Annotated in this window: 23 protein-coding genes and 1 tRNA gene; 5 read left to right on the top strand and 19 right to left on the bottom strand. The window is 36.6% G+C overall.

Features of this window, described 5'->3' with window-relative positions; all coding sequences use genetic code 11:
* Positions 1-29 precede the first annotated feature (29 nt).
* The 10 genes from Q0465_RS08920 to Q0465_RS08875 all read right to left on the bottom strand — a co-directional run bounded on the left by Q0465_RS08920 (position 30) and on the right by Q0465_RS08875 (position 7,977).
* Positions 30-482, bottom strand: coding sequence for a hypothetical protein (locus Q0465_RS08920; protein WP_298615247.1), 453 nt, complete (start codon positions 480-482; stop codon positions 30-32).
* Positions 475-1,065, bottom strand: coding sequence for a hypothetical protein (locus Q0465_RS08915; protein WP_298615245.1), 591 nt, complete (start codon positions 1,063-1,065; stop codon positions 475-477). The genes Q0465_RS08920 and Q0465_RS08915 overlap by 8 nt, the downstream gene beginning before the upstream one ends.
* Positions 1,062-1,364 (bottom strand): hypothetical protein, encoded by a 303-nt coding sequence (locus Q0465_RS08910; RefSeq protein ID WP_298615243.1) that lies wholly within the window; start codon positions 1,362-1,364, stop codon positions 1,062-1,064. Before Q0465_RS08910 ends, Q0465_RS08915 begins: the two co-directional genes overlap by 4 nt.
* 128 nt (positions 1,365-1,492) lie before the next feature.
* Positions 1,493-3,523, bottom strand: a complete 2,031-nt coding sequence (locus Q0465_RS08905; protein ID WP_298615241.1) for a leucine-rich repeat protein — start codon at positions 3,521-3,523, stop codon at positions 1,493-1,495.
* 436 nt (positions 3,524-3,959) lie between these two features.
* Positions 3,960-4,604, bottom strand: coding sequence for a recombinase family protein (locus tag Q0465_RS08900; protein WP_298615239.1), 645 nt, complete (start codon positions 4,602-4,604; stop codon positions 3,960-3,962).
* A 128-nt stretch (positions 4,605-4,732) separates the two neighbouring features.
* On the bottom strand, positions 4,733-4,930 hold the full coding sequence (locus tag Q0465_RS08895; protein ID WP_298615237.1) for a hypothetical protein: 198 nt from the start codon (positions 4,928-4,930) through the stop codon (positions 4,733-4,735).
* 268 nt (positions 4,931-5,198) lie between these two features.
* Positions 5,199-5,471 carry a hypothetical protein gene (locus tag Q0465_RS08890; protein ID WP_298615236.1) on the bottom strand — a complete coding sequence of 91 codons (273 nt, stop codon included), beginning with the start codon at positions 5,469-5,471 and terminating at the stop codon, positions 5,199-5,201.
* Positions 5,472-5,483: 12 nt separating this feature from the next.
* A complete protein-coding gene (locus Q0465_RS08885) occupies positions 5,484-5,732 on the bottom strand; it encodes a hypothetical protein (RefSeq protein ID WP_298615234.1) in 249 nt (82 codons plus the stop codon).
* An 80-nt stretch (positions 5,733-5,812) separates the two neighbouring features.
* Positions 5,813-6,856, bottom strand: a complete 1,044-nt coding sequence (locus tag Q0465_RS08880; RefSeq protein ID WP_298615232.1) for a DUF3871 family protein — start codon at positions 6,854-6,856, stop codon at positions 5,813-5,815.
* An 890-nt stretch (positions 6,857-7,746) separates the two neighbouring features.
* A complete protein-coding gene (locus Q0465_RS08875) occupies positions 7,747-7,977 on the bottom strand; it encodes a helix-turn-helix domain-containing protein (protein ID WP_298615230.1) in 231 nt (76 codons plus the stop codon).
* 133 nt (positions 7,978-8,110) lie between these two features.
* Between Q0465_RS08875 and Q0465_RS08870 the strand changes: the two genes are divergently transcribed.
* From Q0465_RS08870 to Q0465_RS08860, 3 genes are read left to right on the top strand one after another with little or no spacing between them, the layout of a single operon-like run.
* Positions 8,111-8,551, top strand: a complete 441-nt coding sequence (locus Q0465_RS08870; RefSeq protein WP_298615227.1) for a hypothetical protein — start codon at positions 8,111-8,113, stop codon at positions 8,549-8,551.
* Positions 8,548-8,952, top strand: a complete 405-nt coding sequence (locus Q0465_RS08865) for an ATP-binding protein (protein ID WP_298615224.1) — start codon at positions 8,548-8,550, stop codon at positions 8,950-8,952. Before Q0465_RS08870 ends, Q0465_RS08865 begins: the two co-directional genes overlap by 4 nt.
* Before the next feature lie 9 nt (positions 8,953-8,961).
* The gene (locus Q0465_RS08860; protein ID WP_298615222.1) at positions 8,962-9,183 is read left to right on the top strand and encodes a hypothetical protein; all 222 of its coding nucleotides are present in this window, start codon (positions 8,962-8,964) and stop codon (positions 9,181-9,183) included.
* 190 nt (positions 9,184-9,373) lie between these two features.
* On the opposite strand, the gene Q0465_RS08855 is transcribed toward Q0465_RS08860, so the two are convergent.
* The 9 genes from Q0465_RS08855 to dprA form a co-directional block, all read right to left on the bottom strand.
* A tRNA-Arg gene (locus tag Q0465_RS08855) sits at positions 9,374-9,445 on the bottom strand.
* Between the two features lie 67 nt (positions 9,446-9,512).
* Positions 9,513-9,986: a biopolymer transporter ExbD gene (locus Q0465_RS08850; RefSeq protein WP_298615220.1), complete on the bottom strand. Its 474-nt coding sequence runs from the start codon at positions 9,984-9,986 to the stop codon at positions 9,513-9,515.
* On the bottom strand, positions 9,986-10,558 hold the full coding sequence (locus Q0465_RS08845) for a biopolymer transporter ExbD (RefSeq protein ID WP_298615218.1): 573 nt from the start codon (positions 10,556-10,558) through the stop codon (positions 9,986-9,988). The genes Q0465_RS08850 and Q0465_RS08845 overlap by 1 nt, the downstream gene beginning before the upstream one ends.
* Positions 10,559-10,595: 37 nt before the next feature.
* A complete protein-coding gene (locus Q0465_RS08840) occupies positions 10,596-11,036 on the bottom strand; it encodes a hypothetical protein (RefSeq protein ID WP_298615216.1) in 441 nt (146 codons plus the stop codon).
* A 6-nt stretch (positions 11,037-11,042) separates the two neighbouring features.
* Positions 11,043-11,840 (bottom strand): MotA/TolQ/ExbB proton channel family protein, encoded by a 798-nt coding sequence (locus Q0465_RS08835; RefSeq protein ID WP_298615213.1) that lies wholly within the window; start codon positions 11,838-11,840, stop codon positions 11,043-11,045.
* Positions 11,841-11,967: 127 nt separating this feature from the next.
* Positions 11,968-13,008, bottom strand: coding sequence for an asparaginase (locus Q0465_RS08830; protein ID WP_298615211.1), 1,041 nt, complete (start codon positions 13,006-13,008; stop codon positions 11,968-11,970).
* A 20-nt stretch (positions 13,009-13,028) separates the two neighbouring features.
* Positions 13,029-13,802 carry a TatD family hydrolase gene (locus Q0465_RS08825; RefSeq protein ID WP_298615208.1) on the bottom strand — a complete coding sequence of 258 codons (774 nt, stop codon included), beginning with the start codon at positions 13,800-13,802 and terminating at the stop codon, positions 13,029-13,031.
* A 325-nt stretch (positions 13,803-14,127) separates the two neighbouring features.
* Positions 14,128-15,462, bottom strand: a complete 1,335-nt coding sequence (gdhA, locus tag Q0465_RS08820; RefSeq protein WP_298615206.1) for an NADP-specific glutamate dehydrogenase — start codon at positions 15,460-15,462, stop codon at positions 14,128-14,130.
* Positions 15,463-15,743: 281 nt separating this feature from the next.
* Complete coding sequence (gene dprA, locus Q0465_RS08815) at positions 15,744-16,853, bottom strand: DNA-processing protein DprA (RefSeq protein ID WP_298615204.1); 1,110 nt, start codon at positions 16,851-16,853, stop codon at positions 15,744-15,746.
* A 453-nt stretch (positions 16,854-17,306) separates the two neighbouring features.
* Between dprA and aroB the strand changes: the two genes are divergently transcribed.
* Both aroB and Q0465_RS08805 read left to right on the top strand, forming a co-directional pair.
* Positions 17,307-18,347 (top strand): 3-dehydroquinate synthase, encoded by a 1,041-nt coding sequence (aroB, locus tag Q0465_RS08810; RefSeq protein ID WP_298615202.1) that lies wholly within the window; start codon positions 17,307-17,309, stop codon positions 18,345-18,347.
* A gap of 24 nt (positions 18,348-18,371) precedes the next feature.
* Positions 18,372-19,604, top strand: coding sequence for a 3-phosphoshikimate 1-carboxyvinyltransferase (locus Q0465_RS08805; protein WP_298615199.1), 1,233 nt, complete (start codon positions 18,372-18,374; stop codon positions 19,602-19,604).
* Positions 19,605-19,643 lie beyond the last annotated feature (39 nt).

Genomic DNA, 19,643 nt, shown 5'->3' with positions numbered 1-19,643 from the left:
AAACGGAAAAAAGAAGGTAACCCTATGAGCTACCTGAATTTTATATTGACTGTGACGATTGTATCATTTGCTGAAACCTTTACCTGCTTTGTTTTCTGATTTAACAAGGCTTTTAATTCTTCCCTATATACATAAGCCAGTTCATCGGTAGAAATGTACCAATGACCTTCTCCCCGTGAATTATTAAAAGGGAAACAGTGAACCAAAGGCTGATTGTCTCCGAGATAGTCTACTTCAAAAGCACTTAAATCGCAGCCAGTTATCATACTGCAATCTATGGAAGTCAGAAAATCCCCTATGATGCCATATACGATATCCCTTTTGAAAGAGAGTTTTACCTCCTTGTCATTTATCAGATCGTATTCAAAAATAATATTTCCCGCCCCATATTGTAAATCTAAAAGCCCCTGAACATTCCCCTCAATTTCTTGTTTCGGTTGGTCTGTGGTGTATTCTTGACCGTTTACTATAAATTTATTCATCGTTTTTCGTTTTATTGGTTAATTCCCGTTTAATCAGGATGCTTACACAATCATCCTTCCGTTGCATCTTTACATCACATTCCTGTCCTGTCTTCTGTAGCAGCCCTTTTTCATAATACTCCAGAAAGTCCGTAACGCTAATGGAAGGCTCTCCGTTTTCATCGGTATATACTTTCATTTCCAACCCGATAAGATTCAGCATCCTTTTCTCCGGTAAAAAAGACAGCAAAGCAGCTAAAGAAACTGGAATATGGTTTGTATCCTTTAATTTTAGTTTATCAGTATCGTAATAAATACTGTAATAAAGAGCTGAATCAAAGGAGGCAATCTCACATTGCTGATAGTAAAGCCCGGTTGCCATAGAAGCATCCAACATAAGTTTAATAATTTCATAATCATAGGAGGAGTGGATAGGGGCATAGTCTTTCTTTACTCTTTCAACCTCATAGTCCAATAGCATACAAATGTCGCTCAATGGCATTTGGGGTAATTTTTCTTCCGTCTCTCCGTTGGATTTTATAAGGAGTTGGCTGCCAAAAACACAACAATCTCCGTCATAATCTTTTTTTCTAAGGATTTTCATTTGGTCTTTCGTGATTTAATAATAAGGTTCACTCCATGTTTTTCTTTCAGGTAGGATATCAGAGATTTATAAGCGTCTATTCTTTTTCGCTCTCTGGGAATAATACTAAGGAGTTCTGATAACTGAATTTCAATAGAGAGCCCAGTTGTTAATTCCCCGTATTTTTCTCGGAGGGCTTCTATATCGTCTCTATATTTGTTTTCGCTTGTTTTTGGGTTATCCTCCTGACAAGCAACAGAAGGTTTTGAAGAATCTCCTTGAAATCCTCCAAAAAAAGAATAAATAAGATTAGCAAGCATATTTTTTACTTTCAGATATGAGGCTCTCAATGGCGTTTGAATGGCGTTTTTGCGATTTAGGAAGGACAAAAAAGAACGTACCGGATTTAAACGATACGTTCTAATGGTAATTATTATTAATCTATTTTTTATTCTTCTATATAGGTATTTTGTTTTCCAAAGGTTGTAAAATAGCCTGTTAAACTACCTTTAGGTATATATATTTTATTGCCTTTTATAATATCATCGGGTCTAAGATATTGTATTTTAGGAGGAATTGAAGAACTAAAATGCAATTCACAATTATATACTTTGCCCCCAATATATTCTAATGAAGAGGGGAAATATACAACACAGTTTGTATAGTATTCATAGGAAGAATATACATTCTTGTATAATCTCATTTCTTTTAAAGTCGTTCCATTAAAAGAAGGCTTAAACTCACTAAATGTATTTTTACTCAAATCAATTCTTTCTATAGAATCACATCCCCGAAAAGCCGATTGCTTTAGCATTGAAAGAGTAGAGGGAAATTCTATATTTTTAAGACTTTTACAATAAGCAAAAGCCTGTTCATTTATAGATTTTAAATAAGGTGGTAATTGTATATTTTCCAGATTTTCACATTCGTAAAAAGCATCTTCTTTTATTTCAATAGCAGAAAGTGGTAACTTCACTGTTTTTAAAAATTGCATATTTTTAAAAGCGGCTTTTGGTATAAAACAGTTTTCGTTAGCCTGCTTCACTGGTTCGCTATTTTCGGCATACTCTCCTAGTTTGGCAAGTGCTTTCATCATAATATAATCACTATTAGATAAATTTCCGTCACCATAAGTTAGGTCGGCAGCTACACCTAATAATTTTACAAAACCTAAAAGTGCTTTTGCTTCATTCTCCTTTTCTTGTTTTGCTTGAGGAGAATCCGTTATAAAAGTATGTGAAAGGTCTAAGTAGCTTAAAGCTGTACATTGATTAATTACTGCCAAATCAGTTTCATATAAAAAGCCTGTGATTGTCAAATGCTTAATACTTGAAAGTTCTTCTATATCGAGATAAGATAATATTGTACCCGGTTTTTTTACTGTAATTTTCCGCATACCTTCCTTTTGCTTTTTTATGTATTTATATAATTCATCCATGTTACTATAATTACTATCATGGACTACCATATTATCATTAAAAACTTTATCAAAGATTCTAATAGGTTGGTTTGCTTTTTTAGTTACTTCTAAAGTATCTCTTTGTATTATGAATTTACCTGAGCCCGAGACCAATGAATCATGTTGCCACAATCCTTCAATGGTAGATATTTTGTTATTGTCATTAAAATGAAGTATACCTTGTCCATGACGTTCATAGTTTCCCACCATTTTTCCGTTGTAATCATACAACGTCTTATAATTTTTATATTTTATACTGCCATCCATTGTTTCATCTTCATAGTTTATTCCAGTAAATTCAGAAATATTATCATTATCAGGATGTATTGTTATTTTTTTATTTAAAATCTTACCATTTTTATATTTAAGTTTCTCTGTTTTTCCATTAGCATAAGTCATTATACCTTCACCTTCTATTTTCCCTCGTTTACACATGCCTTCATATAGGTCTCCATTTTCATAATGAATATTAATTTTTCCTGAATAAAATTGGTTCATCTTCCATTCTCCTTCACAAAATCCCCCATTTGCATAAGTCATTTTCCCTATGCCATTTGGTATTCCTATACTAAATGCCCCTTCATATATATCTCCATTTGCATAAATCATTTTCCCATAAGATAATTCTCCTTTGTACCAATTACCCTCACATGTATTTCCATTACTATAAGACATTTTTCCTTTTCCTTCTGGTTTTCCTAGTTGCCATTCCCCTTCATAGATATCTCCATTAGCATAACTCATTTTTCCTTTTTTATAATATCCGTCTAGCCATTCCCCTTCATATATATTACCGTCAACATAACTTTTTTTCCCTTGTTTATAGAATCCATTGACCCATGTACCTTCATATATATCTCCACTCACATAAATCATCTTTCCTTCACCATGAGGTTTTCCTTTCCTCATTTCTCCTTCATACACATCTCCGTTAGGATACTTTTTTATTTTAGCTTCTGCATTATTACATACAACAATACAAAGCAATAATGCCAGACAATAATAGATTACTGTTTTCATAGTTTGCTATTTTTACCCTGTAAGTCTCCGAATCAGGCTGTTTTTAATAAAGAAAAGAAGGCGTGAGACTTGTCTGCCATTCATTGAAAAACAGGCATCGCCAAACGCCTTTTAGGAATGAATAAAGAAACAATATTCTCACGCCTGAAAGTATAGCGATACAGCAAAAAAGCTGTTCGTACCTATACAAACAGAAAATGAGCGTCATATATTGTCCTTATCCCCCTAAAAAAGTTGAAATTGGCGATTTCGTTTTTCAGGATAAAGCAAAAAACGCTTTCTTATGTCTGTCAGAATAATCGCTTATCCTAACAATTACAAAATTACGTTTTTCTTTCAATATGACGCTCTTAAATGTGAAAATATTGTTTCTTCAAATATAAGGCTTTTATCCCTTTGAGGAAGGAAAAAGAAAAAGGGAAACATCCCCTTTTCTCTAAAAATTCTGATTTATGAACTCTTCTTTTATTCTCAATACAGTAGAAACACTTACTCCTTGAAGTTTAGCTACATTCCTTATCGAATAGCCTTTTTTGAGTAAAGTTATTGTGTCCTTGTATTCTTGTTTCTTCTTTTCGGTTGTTTTCAGGCTTCCTTTAGGTCTGCCAAGTTTGCCACCATTCCTGATATAATTTTCCCTTCCACTATTCAGGCGGTATTGAATATTGTTTCTCTCAATGTTAGCCATTTCAGCCATGACAGTAACGAGAATTGAAGCCATTGGATTAGGTTCTCCATTGGGTTGTAAAGTATATAAACCCAGATTTTGAATATAAACCGATACTTTAGAATTGTGAAGTATTTCCAGACTTCGTAATACCTGTAATGTCGATCTTCCTAATCTTGATAATTCTGAAAGAAGCAGGAAATTGACAGATTCATCTTTACAATAGTCCAGACAATCACTTAAAATCTGTCTTTCTTCTATTTTCTTAGCTCCTGATATTTTCTCCTCGAAGATTTTTACGATTTTGATATTTTGAGAATCGGCATATTTTTTCAGATCCTCTATTTGCCTAGTTGTGTCCTGTCTGTCACTGTTTGAACTCACACGGGCATAAATCACAGCTTTTGTTTCCATATTTTTCTTTGATTATTTTGTTACCATAAAAAGCTGTATTCAAATATCCTCTACAGATTATTTTGAATACATTCCTTTTTTTAAGACAAAGACACTTCCAAAAAATGAAAGTGTCCTTACAACTATCTTTATTTTCCTTTTATAAACCCAGCTATATTTTTTATAGCATCGTTATAAAGTCGCTCTCTTTCTTCTTGTGGTTTCTCCTCCCAGCAGGAGGGGCAAAATATCCCTTCAGGCGAATTATAGAATCCGTCTTTTAATTCTTTGCCACATCTGATACAAATTATGGTTTTCCTGTTTTTGATATTTGTATTCTTTCCCATTTTGATATTTTTCTGAATTTCTCATTTTACTTTTTCCTTATAAAATACTCCGTTGCAGAATGTACGAGAATATAGTAATCCTTATTCTGCCTTGTTTGCTTTTCCCAGGGATTATAAAAATCCAGACATAATGAATCGTATAATTCCGGTAAATTTCTCTTGATTTGTCTTTTCAGCCATATATAACTCAACGGCTTTGTCTTTTTCATTTTCTGATTCCATTCATCTATGGATATATCAGAACAAGTACATTCCAGATACATAAGAATCAAATCATCGGTACACCTGTTTCCTTTAATATCCCGGCAAGTTTCTTGGAACACTCATAGGAAATTCGGTTTCTCCCGTCTATATATCTGTTCTTTTCGTCTGCCATGAAAATGATACACTCCTTCAATAACCGGAATAGGCTTTGCTGGAGGGTAGGGTGCATCGTTGGTATTGCTGCTACAAACTTTTTGGCATTAAAACTATAATCGTTCAAAATCATTTCTAATTCCTTAGCTATTTTGTATTCTTTACTTTCTGTCAAATTTTCCATTTCCTTAAAATTTTAATTAATACCTAATTCCCTGCATATCCTCTTTACATCTTCCTCTAATCCGTCATATTCTAAATTCTCCATATCACGGTCATAGATATACTCTATTCCGACACTTCCTTTGTCTTGTACTATATCCTTAAGCTCTTTAATGACATTTGATTTATTAACTTTCCTTTTACTGTCATGCAATATTCTGCATGTACTATATATTGTCTCTCTGGTAATTATAGCTTTTACTACTGTTGATAATATATACATAGCTTAGATTTTGATTTGTAATAAAAAAAGGATACCACATTTTTGTGATACCCTTTTCGGATTCTGTCGTTTAGATACGTTCATTCAAGAAACCAACCATACTCCTTATCTTCTTCTGTCAGGGCTTTTGTAATTCCTTCACAGGTTTTGGTTGCATTGGCACTCCTTGCCAGAAACGAATCTATATAAGAATTTTTGTTTGCTCCGGTAATGAGGTTGTAAAACTTCCACATTGAAATTCCCTGATTCCTCTCTCCGGCAAAGTTTTCATCACATAGGTAGTGTTTAGCTACGCTATTAATCTGAGAATCCGTAATCAAAAGCCTCGGTAAAGCTCTCTGATCTTCTAAGCTCAGATAATTATATAGTCTCATCCGTCCCAGTATTTGGCAAAACTGGTGTTCCGAAAGATAGGCTTCACCGAACGATTGCATAAGGTGGATATGCTTGGCAACGTTATACTGGTCGAATAATTCCAGTGCTGACTGATACAAGGCGGATGTATTGGAGGCTTTTATTTCCTCCTTATATCCGTTGGTCGTCAGGCATTGATTGCTGCATACTTTATTCAGGAACCCTACAGCCAAAGAAAATTTCTGAGCTGTGAGCTTTCCTCCTAAGTTATCCTTTTCATAGCTTCTACACCCTGAAATGGAGAGCGTAAGATTGTCTCCGAATAGGTTTTCCCGGATTGTAGAAACCTGAATATTGAAAGCCATCCGGGAATAATACATTGTTTTATCCGAAGGCAAAAGCTCTTCCGTCCTTTTATGAATAGCCTCCGGTATTCTGCCTTTTATGATATGGGACACCCGGATTGAGGGCATTTCGATACCTTCGCCTTTGTAAAAGTCATTGGCTGCATCATATACCGCCTCGATAAATTCCTGATGCGATATCGTCAGCTCGTTATCTTTGGCAAACACCGGAATGATACAATCCTTCTTTAAGTGTTCCAAAGTCGCTTCGTTTGTGTTGGATTCCAGAAACGGTAAATTCGGTGTTTCCGTTTGTTCCCCGATTATTACAGCTTCCTCGATATTATTATTTTCTGTTTTTTCTGATACGGCTACCTCTGTTGTGTTTTCCGGTAGTTCTGTATTCTGTTTTTTGTTATTTTTCATAATTCCTTAGTTTTTAAATTATTACTCTTTTTTTACTCTCGATACCTTTTTATGGAGAACCGAGCGTAGTTTTTTGAAGTTCTTTAATATACATAAGAGAACCTCAAACCCTAAAATCAGACATGTTTCCGTTTTTTCGTATTTTGTCATGCCTGATTGTCTTCTGTTTTCATTTTTTCGTTTTTCACTTTTCTGTTCTGAATGAATTTGTCGGTACATTCATAAACTGTGAATATTGCTGATAATAAATGCAATACTGTAAGTAAATTTTTTACTGTTTTCATAATTTTCTCCTTTCTTTATTTGATTGATTTTTAATTTGTTATCTCTACATATATAAGGCTTTGAAAGGGAGAAAAATAAAGAGAGCCTAAAGCTCTCTTTTGTAATCAGATATTTCCCTTCTTTCCTGACGAAAAAAGGAATTTAGAATAGAATGGCACTATTCCGAATATCTGATAATTCTAATATCTTATTCCTTCTCATATATAAGAGTTTCAGGGGATTTCAGAAGGGAGAAAAATAACGGGATTAATCCAAAAAATATTTTAGTATTTATTAAATAGCTTGCAAGTAGTTTTTAGTTATCCTATATTTGCAAAATATAGAAATATCTAAAATTGAAATAAAAGAGAGAAAAGAAAATATCATGAAAAAACCATTCTAATAGATTATTAAAATGGTTTAGTAACTAAATGGAAATCTTGACCTAAGAATCTGCAACATTCCTAAAGTCCAACGAGATAGACACTTAGTTTCATGTTTTATACGTGGAATTATTGTTGTACTATTTGTTGGACGGGCTTGTTGCAGAGCCTTTAGGCGATTAGTTTCTGCAATATATTCCACGTTCTGATTATGAAAAGAAAATACAATCAATCAATTCCTATTCAAAATGGCTCATCAGGGAGTAATTCTTTCGGTGAAATTTTAAAGGCTTTTGAAAAGATATTGATATGCCTCAAATTATACTTTTTACCTCGCTTACCTGATTCTACGTCACCTATAAAACCTTGTGAAAGACCTGTTGCAGCAGATAAATCTTCCTGCGTCCAGTTGAGTTCAAGCCTTTTAGCTCTCACCCGGTCAATCACATATTGTTCTATATCAACTATTGACATTTAAAAATCTAATTTTGTGCAAGTAAGGTAATTTTGATGCAGTGTTTAAACGTCTATGGGCGATAAATAGAAACGTGAGAAAAAGAGAGATGTTTTATTTTTAGAAAATGTTAAGATTAATACAATTATAATTATGGAAAAAAAGCTAAAAGAAGGGGATTACAAAATGCTTATGGTTAGTATGGATTATATCTACAATAATCCGAATATTCTAACAAGCGATATACCTAATCACTTATTAAAATTCTGGTCTATTCCTGACTTTACAGAAAATCCTAAATATGAAACCAATAGTGTTCAGGTACTTATTTTCCTATACATTATCCGGCTTTATGGTCATGACAATGCTCCATTGGACAGCATTCTTAATACGATCCGTTTTAGCCAGTTATTTTATAGCTTTCAATTAATCCTGGCTACCACCCTCTATTGCAGGAATGCCAGACTTAAAGCAGAACCTTTTCCGATTTTTCACCTTCACGAATATAGACTACCGGATTTAAACGATTCCGAGGAAATGATAAAAATCTATGAAATAATTACAGACAAAACCGTTATAAGAAAACAAAGATGAATGAATTAAACACTACAATCGTATCACTACCGGATAATATTACGGAAGCAGAAAAGTTTATTGAATATGTAATGACCGCATTTGAAATACCGGAACATCTACAAGCCCGAATAACTCTTCCGGTTATTGAAGCAGTAACAAATTCTATCTTATTCGGAAATAGAGCGAATTTAAGCAGAAGAATCTATCTAAATGCCGTTAAAGACAAAGAAAAACTCTCAGTGATGATAGAAGAAGAAGGAGAAGGGATTGATATTATGAATTTGCCTGATTTCAACAATCCAGAGCAATTAATGGAAGAAACAAACCGGGGCTTCTACCTATTGATTAACCTGCCGGATGAGCTTTTGATTACCCGACATGGTAACAAAATCGTAATGGCTTATTTCCTCGATAAATAAGTAATAATCATGAAAACAATAAATCTAATTTTTATCCTTCTTTCCATACTGATTAGCTGCGACCCTAAAAAGGATAGACAGCAAACACTAGTGGAAAACAAAAGTAATAATACGGGAAAACTTGATTTAAGCCATTTTAAGCCTGAAAATAAAGCTCAGGAGATGGAAACACCAAATGATGATTTGATTTTGTTTCCTGAGCCATTAAATGACGGATTCGGACCTGTTTAATATCTTCTCGTTTTTGTAATGGTTTTCCTCTCATAGTTTGATAGAATCTTCTTTATTTCTGCCAATAATCTTGGTTTAGGAGGAAAAAATCACTATTGTAAAAGTTAAAAATATATAAAAGTGAGACAAAAAGTGGGGGGAGTAAAAAAGGGAGTAAAAATCCTAACTTGTTGATTTTTAACTCCCTTTGTGATCCCGTGGGGACTCGAACCCCAATCAAAGGAACCGGAATCCTTCATTCTATCCATTGAACTACGGAACCATTACGATTGCAAAAATAATAATTTTACAAGAAAAAAGGGGATTTTAGATCCCCTTTTTTTCCGTTATTAACGATTGGTGACCTTTTGTCTGGCACCATAGTTGATTCTCAAAGAATTAGCTTTACGTAATTCCTGTTTAATATCAGTAACGATACCCATTGTGGTTTCAGACTGAACTTTTAGGTTATTCGTAATGCTGTTCCGGTCTTCTTCTTTCCGGGCTTCGCGTTCAGCAGCTACGAAAGCTCCAACGTCTTCTAATGTTGCGAATTTATCATTCAGCTGGATACGGGGTTCCGTTCCATAAGCCTTCTGGTATTGGAATGTTGGTTTTCCTACATAAATATTACTTACCAACGATTTCTTTTCCAGTTTGGCAATTTGTGTTGCCTGAGGCAGATTATTCTGAATCATAAGTGTTACTTCACGCATGGTTGTACTAACCATAAAGAAGAACAATAACATGAACACAATATCAGGTAATGACGCTGTTGAAATTGCCGGTGTTTCTTTTTTACCGTCTTTTTTAAATTTTGCCATTATTTTTTACCTCCTATGTTTTTAGGTTCTGCTTCTGATATTGACATGGGAATCCAGTTTTTAATGGCATCCTGTTGATCAGATGTCAGAGCTGAATATTTTTTGCCCCATTTGCTCACGGATTTCCGGTCTCTTACGTCATTGTATGCTGCTGCCAATTGGTCCTGAACAGCAATATACATTTCATAGGATGTTCCTTTATCACTTTGTAGAGAAACGATACCTTTGGATACTTCTACATTCCCCAGCAAATCGATATCTTTTACCATTTTTTCCGGTAAATTTTCATCGTTTGTCGGATTCAGTATAAATTCCACAGTTCTCTCTTTCAGCGTAGAAACATCAGCTAGTTCACCGTTGATCGCCAGCTGATTGTTCCGGTTTACCAAAATTTGCAGGATATTTCTCTTTGCAATTTTCGGAGCTTCGGTATTGCTGGGCTGATATGGCGGTAATCTCCGGAACATACCGGAATCCACATTCATTGTCGTTGTAGCCAAGAAGAATACAAGCAACAAGAACGCAATATCGGCAGTTGAAGTAGCATTAATTTCTGGTGTTTTTTTTGCCATATTATTCGTTTTTATCTATTCCCTCCAGGGGATATGATTACCTGAATTTTCTCAGAAGTTCAGTTGCTAAAATAGCAATTATGGCTCCTGCGAACAAGAAATACATTGTATAAATGATGGTATCAGAGAAAATCAGACGTGACGGAACATTATCCGGACCTGTATAACCTACGATTTGCATCGGAGTACCATCAGCTAACAAATAAGCAAAGAGTATAACTACAGCAAGGGCAACCAAGCCTATAAAGCTCTTCATGGCTTGTTTAGGTCTTGTAAATAACCTTGTGATCGGGAATATAATTGCTGCTATTATTGCAATAACAAACAATACATATGCCCAATTAAGTAATGCTCCCGTATATATCGGTGTTGGATATATCTGATCAGGTACATCTCCCCCGAACATGAACATACCCAATATCACAAGGGTAATGGCGAACATTACAATGGTGATAATTTTTAATATCTTCTCGGTCATGGTTGATTATTTATTTTTTTGATTGTATTTTACTAAGATATCCAACAAACTAACTGAAGCATCTTCCATATTATTTACAATGCCTTCGATTTTTGAATTACAGTAGTTGAAGAATACCTGAAGGATCATAGCAACGATCAAACCACCTACGGTCGTGATCAAAGCCACTTTAATACCTCCTGCAACCAAAGCCGGACTCATATCTCCTGCAGCCTGAATGTTATCAAAAGCCGCGATCATACCGATTACTGTACCCAAGAATCCTAACATCGGGGCGATAGCAATAAACAGTGAAATCCAAGTCAATCCTTTTTCCAAAAGACCCATTTGTACTGATCCATAAGATACAACTGATTTTTCAACCATGTCTACTCCCTGGTCATAACGCATTAATCCCTGATAGAAAATACTGGCAACCGGTCCGCGTGCATTGCGGCAATATTCTTTAGCTGCTTCAATACCTCCGTTATTCAAAGCTTCTTCTACACCATTTACCAATTTTTTGGTATTGGTATCAGAAAGGTTCAAATAAATAACTCTTTCAATAGCGACAGCCAAACCGAAAATTAAACAAAGTACTACTGCTGCCATAAATCCGGCACCACCTTCGATGAATTTCTGTTTGATAGCGGCATGCATTGAAGTACTTTCAACAACGTCTTCATCCAATGTCGTCGTTTGAGGGGTAGTTGTTGTTTCTTCTGTTTGTGTTTCAGGTTCTGTTGATTCCTGAGCCATTAGCATTGTTGATGCTCCAATAGTAAGCATTCCTAAAACTGCTATTAGTGCAAATAATTTTCTCATGATCTCTTTAACTGATTTTTAGTTTATAAATAATTAAAATTTAACTCTATATATTTCTATATCTATTTGCAATCCTTTGTATCCAACAACTGCACTCCAAACGACGGGCCAAGGTACAAAAAAAATGTTAAAATCCAATACGATTTACAGTTATTTCTCCTTTTAAGGCCGAATTTAAACTTTTTTTTGTTTCGTTAGCGTCTTGCTGTTGTCCTAATACATACATCATTTTACATACGGCAGCCTCTGTCGTAATATCATATCCGCTTGTCACCCCGGCATTTATAAGTGCTGTACTGGTTTCATAGCGTCCCATTTCGACGGTTCCGCCCTGGCATTGGGTGACGTTATAGATAATAATCCCTTTTTTACAGGCTTCCTGAATTTTTTTCAGAAACACAGCGTCTGTAGGGGCATTCCCTGAACCATAAGTTTCCAGAATCAATCCTTTTAATCCCGGTGTCTGAATGACAGATTCAATTAATTCCGGACGAATGCCCGGGAATATTTTTAATATGGCGATATGAGTGTCCAGATGAGTAAAAGCTGAAACGTTCTCCATACGGGGAGAATAATCGATTGCGCCGTAGTTGTAATGAATATGTATACCGATTTCTGCTAATGGCGGATAATTAAACGACTGAAAGGCGTCAAAACTTTCGGCATTGATTTTGGTCGTACGATTTCCCCGGAATAGTTTTGCTCCGAATAAGATACTCACTTCCGGTACAATGGCTTTATCCTCTATATAGGCAGCTGCAATTTCCAGAGCCGCTATCAGATTTTCCCGCCCGTCTGTACGGATTGTCCCGATCGGTAGTTGGGAACCTGTAAATACAACCGGCTTCGTGAGGTTGGATAACATAAAACTCAAGGCAGAAGCCGAGTATGCCATCGTATCCGTACCGTGTAAAACGACAAAACCGCAGTATTTTTCGTAATTGTCTAAAATAATCTGGCACAATAGGGCCCATACTTCCGGCTTTACATCAGAAGAGTCGATTAATTCGGGTAAAGTATAGCTGTCGATATCAAATCCAAATTCTTTAATTTCAGGTACTTCGTTTGCAATCTGCTCGAAATTGAACGGACATAACGCCCCCGTTTCCGGATTGTTAATCATTCCGATCGTCCCCCCCGTATAGATAATCAAGACGGATTTATTCATGTTGACAACTGCTTTTGCATTTATACAATTTCCGTGTGCAAAGTAAATAAATTCATTGCATTTTGCGTTGTAATTTTTTCTATTTTTTTAAGGTCTTCTTTTAAGATATCAGCAATTTTTTGAGCAATTAACGGAATATAACTGCTTTCATTCCTTTTCCCCCGGTAAGGTACCGGAGACAGATAAGGAGAATCCGTTTCCAGAACGATGGAAGAAAGACCATTTGCTAAAAGGACTTTATCCAACTGGGTGTTTTTGAAAGTGACAACTCCGCCTATACCCAATAAAAATCCCATGTCTATTGCCTGTTTAGCTTGTTCGGTATTTCCCGAAAAGCAATGGAATATACCGGTGATATAAGGGTATTTTTTTAAGGAAGAAAAGATTTCTTCTAAAGATTCCCGCGCATGTATAATAATCGGCAGATTTAATTCCCGGGCTATACCCATTTGGTATTCAAAAACTTTTACCTGTTCTTTAAAATAAGTCTTGTCCCAATAAAGGTCGATTCCGCATTCTCCGATTCCGTAATATTTCCTCAAACCGAGTTGGTGTTCCAGTTCATGGAGTTCCTTTTTATAATCAGCATTGACGGAAGTCGGGTGTAAGCCAATTAACGGAAATAATAAGTCCGGATAGGCGTCACAAAGTTCCAGCATTTGGAAACGTGTCTGACTATCTATATCAGGTAAAATAATTTTTTCTACACGAGCTTCCCTCGCCCTTTGAATCACCTGCTCCCGGTCTGCGGCAAATTCTTCTACATACAAATGAGAATGCGTGTCAATATACATAATGGATAACTGTATTTTGCTGGATAAAGATAATCATTAATCAGAAATACAAAAAAGATAGGGGATAGAATCAGTATGGACAGCGACTGTTTTAAGAATAAAATTCAAGGATTGTTATTTAAGGGAAGCAATGAAATTCGTCAACACTTAATGGGATAAATAAGAATATTTTCGGATTTCCTGAGTTTTTTTACGGATTTTTATTTGTTTCTGTGTTTCTTTTCTTCTTTACAGGCTTTTCCGTCTTTTTTCATTTGAGGAAAGAAAATAAAAAATGTGCGTGAAGCCACGCACATTTTTTATTGAAAAAGAAAGAATTTTCTTTTTATACATGTCCTTGGGCGCACATTGCCTCAGCAACTTTGATAAAGCCACCGATATTTGCACCTTTTACGTAGTCAATCTTATCTCCTTCTTTACCGAATTTCACGCAGGTATCGTGAATATCTTTCATGATCTGAGATAATTTCTGGTCTACTTCTTCTGCAGTCCAGCTGTAACGCAGAGAGTTCTGACTCATTTCCAGACCTGAAACGGCAACACCACCGGCATTTGCAGCTTTACCCGGAGCAAAAGTGATGTGAGCATTCAGGAATTTAACAGCTTCTGCAGTGCAACCCATGTTGGAAGTTTCAACTACCATTTGGCATCCGTTGGCAACCAGTTGTTTTGCGTCTTCTTCGTTTAATTCGTTCTGAATAGCACAGGGGAATGCAATGTCGCATTTAACTTCCCACGGTTTTTTCTTGGCAAAGAATTTAGCTCCGAATTTAGCTGCATACGGTTCAACAACGTCGTTATTGCTGGCGCGAAGTTCCAACATATAATCAACACCTTCCTGGGTAATTCCTTTTTCATCATAGATGTATCCATCAGGACCGGAGATGGTAACTAATTTGGCACCTAATTGAACTAATTTCTGAGCAGCACCCCAGGCTACATTACCAAAACCGGAAATAGCAACAGTTTTGCCTTTGATATCCTGGCCTTTTTCTTTCAGCATGTGCTGAGCAAAATAAACCGTACCATAACCTGTAGCTTCCGGACGAACTCTTGAACCACCGAATTCACGCGGTTTACCTGTTAATACTCCGACGAATTCATTGCGGATTCTCTTATATTGTCCGAAAAGGAAGCCGATTTCGCGTGCTCCCACACCGATATCACCAGCAGGCACGTCTGTATCCGGTCCGATATATTTGCAAAGTTCTGTCATAAAGCTTTGGCAGAAACGCATGACTTCATTATCCGATTTTCCTTTCGGGTTGAAATCAGAACCTCCTTTACCACCTCCCATAGGAAGAGTTGTCAAAGAGTTTTTGAAAGTTTGTTCAAAACCTAAGAATTTTAAACCTCCTAAGGTTACTGACGGGTGAAAACGCAAGCCTCCTTTGTACGGTCCGATAGCACTATTGAATTGTACCCGGTAACCGCGGTTGATTTGTACTTCACCTTTATCATCAATCCATGGAACTCTGAACATGATCACTCTTTCGGGTTCAACCATTTTTTCCAGAATCTTATTGGCTTTGTATTTAGGATTTGCCTGATAGGTATCCCAAACCGTTTCAATAACTTCCTCCACTGCCTGATGGAATTCACTTTCACCGACAGTTTTTGCCTTTAAGGCATCCATGAATTCTTTAATTTCTGCTTTCATGTGTATAATTTTTAAGTCGTTTAAAATCCCAGAAGGATTTTAATAAATGGATTTGATTGTAAATGACACTTTTTAAACATTTGATTTTCTCAAACGTTTTCAGGTTTCAAAATTACCTATTTATTTAATATTCCAAAATTTTTAAGCGTATTTTTATTAAATGAGTAAACCTTTTTTTATTACAATTTATTACTCTAAAGAAAGAGCAACATCTAAATTGTTATTAAAATCTGCTGTTATTTGTAAAAACTGAAATTTTATGATTTTTTTTACCCGGATTATTAAGGAATAATATAATTTTTTCCGGGGAGGGAGATGATTTTTCCTTCCAGTTCTAATTTTAACAAAAGGGCTGTGAGTGCATTGATTGCAATATTTGTTTTTTTGCCTAAGTCATCGATATGAGTACAGCCTTGTTGAGTAAGTACTTTTAAAAGTTGTTTTTCCTGATCGTCGGATTCGAAAAAGTCGAGACTTGTTTGTACGGCAGTTTTTTCTCCCGCTTTCAGGTGAAGTAAAAAGGCAATATCTGAACTATTTTCTACTAAAGCTGCAATGTTTTGTTTAATCAGGTGGTTACAGCCTTCAGAAAATTTATCTTCCGGCCTGCCCGGAAGTGCCAGTACATCTCGTCCGTAGGAAGCTGCTATGCGGGCAGTAGACATGGCTCCTCCTTTGAGGGCTGATTCTGCAACGAAAGTAACCTGACTTATACCGGCGATAATCCGGTTGCGTTTTAAAAAATGTACGGGTAAGATGGGAGATGAACAAGGATATTCGGAAATCAGGGCTCCTCCTTTCCGGAGAATGTCTTCTGCAATATTTTTATGAGGAGCCGGATAAATGGTATTTAACCCGTGCCCCAATACTGCATAAGTCGGGAAATTGTAGGCAAGGCTTGACAGATGGGCTGTGATATCGATGCCGTAGGCTAAGCCACTCACAATGATTAAGCGATGTCCTTTCTCGGATAACTCTTTAAGGATGGTCCTTACCCGTATTTTACAACGGTCAGAGGCATGCCGCGTACCCACTATAGACAGGTAAGGCAGATCTTCAGATACCAATTGCCCTTTGTAGTAAAAGACCAGAGGAGTGTCTTCACATTCCCGCAAGAGAAAAGGATAATTGGAATGCTCGACAGAACATACCTGAATATCGTGAATATCGAGATTTTTTAATTCTTCTTCGGCACAACGCAATGCCTTTTTTCTTTCATCAGCGCAATCAAGATGATATGTTTTTAAAAGCGCTGAGAAAACAGCAGTCTTCTCGTGAAAAAATCCTTCAATACCTCCGCATTGTTCAATGAGCGTTAAGCATTTTTGAGTATTGAATCGGGGTAGCATCGTTAAAGCTATCTGCATTTTCAGGCAACTATTCGTTTCCATTGTTACTGAAATAAGGGATATAAACAAATTTATGAAAAAAAACTGAAAATAAAAATAGGACTGATTTTCCAAAATTGAATAAGAAAGCGCAGGCTGTATTTATCCGACTGGCGGATGAATTTTATCCTGAAAATCCAGAATACAATTCCCGGACAAAGCAACCTGCGCTATAAATTAATAATTACTGTAAATTTGCAAAAATAATAAAATATTGTAATTGATCAAAGTAAAATTGCAATATTGGTACAACTTTAGGTTTAAAGTAAAAAATATTTTTTTATGTTATACGCAGTTTATCTGATTTGTGTTTTAATAAGAAGGGAAAGCTGGATTTCGATTGGAAGTTTTTAAGTTTCAGCTTATCTTTGTTCCGGTTTAAAATTGTTTTTTGCTGAGGAAGTGGATTTGGAAGAGGAGAGTGAATAGTTACGAATTGCATTTGTCTGAAGGATTATGGAGAATATCATTTTTACCCGGAATATCAATTGTATTTTGGGGCAGGTTCTGGAAAATTTTGCATCGGAGAATATTTTTATTTTAGCGGATACCGGTAGTAATAAATATTGTGTGCCTCTCTTAAATCTGGAAAGGATAAATGTAAAAAACAGAATTGTAATCGGTGAGGGAGAAGTAAATAAATCTCCGGAAAGTGTACTGTATATTTGGAAAATCCTGTCCGATAGGGGAGCAAAGCGAAATGCTGTGTTAGTAAATGTCGGAGGAGGGTTGGTAACGGATATCGGTGGTTTTGCTGCTGCCTGTTTTAAACGGGGAATAAAATGTATCAATGTCCCGACGACTTTGCTTTCACAGGTAGATGCTTCCGTGGGAGGAAAGACCGGAATGAATTTCAATGGTTTGAAAAATGAAATTGGAACGTTTTCTTTACCTGAGAAAGTCATTATTGATATTTCTTTTTTGAAAACTTTGCCTCAGCGTCAGATCCTGTCCGGATTTGCAGAAATGCTGAAACATGCATTACTGGCAGGAGGTGAGCATTTTGAAGCCGTGTTTTCGGTTTCTCCGGAACAGATAGACTGGGAAAATTTTGCAGGCTTACTGGAAGAGTCGGTAAAGGTAAAATATGCTGTCGTAAAAGCAGATCCTCAGGAAGCCGGAATACGTAAAGCACTCAATTTCGGGCATACGGTAGGACATGCTATTGAAAGTGCGGCTATTGAAAAGGGGATGGAACTTTACCATGGGGATGCCGTTGCTTATGGGATGTTGGCGGAATTATACCTTTCTGAGGTAAAAATGGGCTTTGAATCCGGTTTATATGAGAGGATTCGGCAGCATATCCGTCGGATCTATCCCTCTTATATCCCTCAGCTACCGGAAGAATGTTTGTATGGATTGATGCTGCATGATAAAAAAAATGAACAGGAAGGGGTGAATTTTACCCTCCTGCGCCGGCCCGGAGAATTTTCCATCGATAATTATTGCAGTCAGGAAGAAATACTGGAGGCATTGCGTACCCTTTCCAATCCCTGATTAAAATCCGTTTAAAGCAAAAAGATGAATATAGCTGTCTGTTTTGAAAAAAATACAGTAAGGGGAATAATTTCCTTACCTGCTTCTAAGAGTATATCCAACCGGGTTTTAATATTAAATGCGTTGGCGGATAGTCCTTTTGAAATCGGGAATCTTTCGGACTGCGACGATACGGAAAGTATGTTGAAGGTGTTGCAATCGGATACAAATCATTTTGATATAGGTCATGCAGGTACGGCTATGCGTTTTCTGACGGCTTTTTTGTCGAGAATTGCGGGAGTATGGATACTGACAGGTTCTGAGCGGATGAAGCAACGGCCAATTGGTGTTTTAGTCGAGGCATTAAATCAGTTGGGAGCCCGTATTGAGTATAGCGGGCAGATTGGTTTCCCTCCTCTCCGGATTTATGGGTCGTATTTGCGGGGAGGGGAAATTGCCATTCCTGCATCTGTCAGTAGTCAGTATATTTCGGCATTGATGATGATTGCCCCTTATATGGCCGAAGGCTTACAGTTGCGTCTAACGGGTAAAGTGGTCTCCCGTAAATACATCGATATGACCGCAGCCTTGATGGGCCGTTTTGGTGCAAAAATAGAGACAGACGGCAATTTTATAAAAATAGCGCCTGTCCCGTATACTCCTGTACCTTTTCGGGTAGAATCGGATTGGAGCGCAGTTTCTTATTTTTATGAACTGTTGGCAATAGCAGAGGAGGGTGAAATTGCCGTGTCCGGTTTGCAGGAAAAAAGCTTGCAGGGGGATGCCGGGCAAGTGAAGGTTTGGAAAAAATTAGGTGTGGAAAGCTGTTTTGAGGGGGAAAGATTAATTTTAAAGAAAAAGGACGTTGAAGTCCGGTCGTTGGAATTCGATTTTGTCGAAATGCCCGATTTGGTACAGTCTTTCGCCGTTGCTTGTTGCCTGAAAGGGATTCCTTTTTCTTTTTCGGGGGTGGAGACGCTGCGTATCAAAGAAACAGACCGTATTGCGGCCTTAATCCGGGAATTAGGAAAATTAGGGTATCAATTGAGGGAAGAGGGGGAAGGAAGATTGAAGTGGGAAGGGGAATATTTGTGGCCGGAGGATAATCGTATTTCTATAGAGACGTATCACGATCATCGGATGGCTATGGCGTTTGCTCCTGCTGCTCTGAAACATCCGGGATTAATTATCGTTGAGAAAGAAGTTGTCAGTAAATCGTTTGCTGATTATTGGAAGGAATTACATAAACTGGGACTCAGAACGGCAGAAAGCAGGTAAGAGAAGCCTCTTTGTAAAAGAAGAATCAAAATTTAAAAG

Origin of the sequence: uncultured Odoribacter sp. (genome assembly GCF_937966165.1) — a bacterium.
GTDB lineage: Bacteria > Bacteroidota > Bacteroidia > Bacteroidales > Marinifilaceae > Culturomica.
This window is presented reverse-complemented; position numbering and strand designations above follow the sequence as displayed.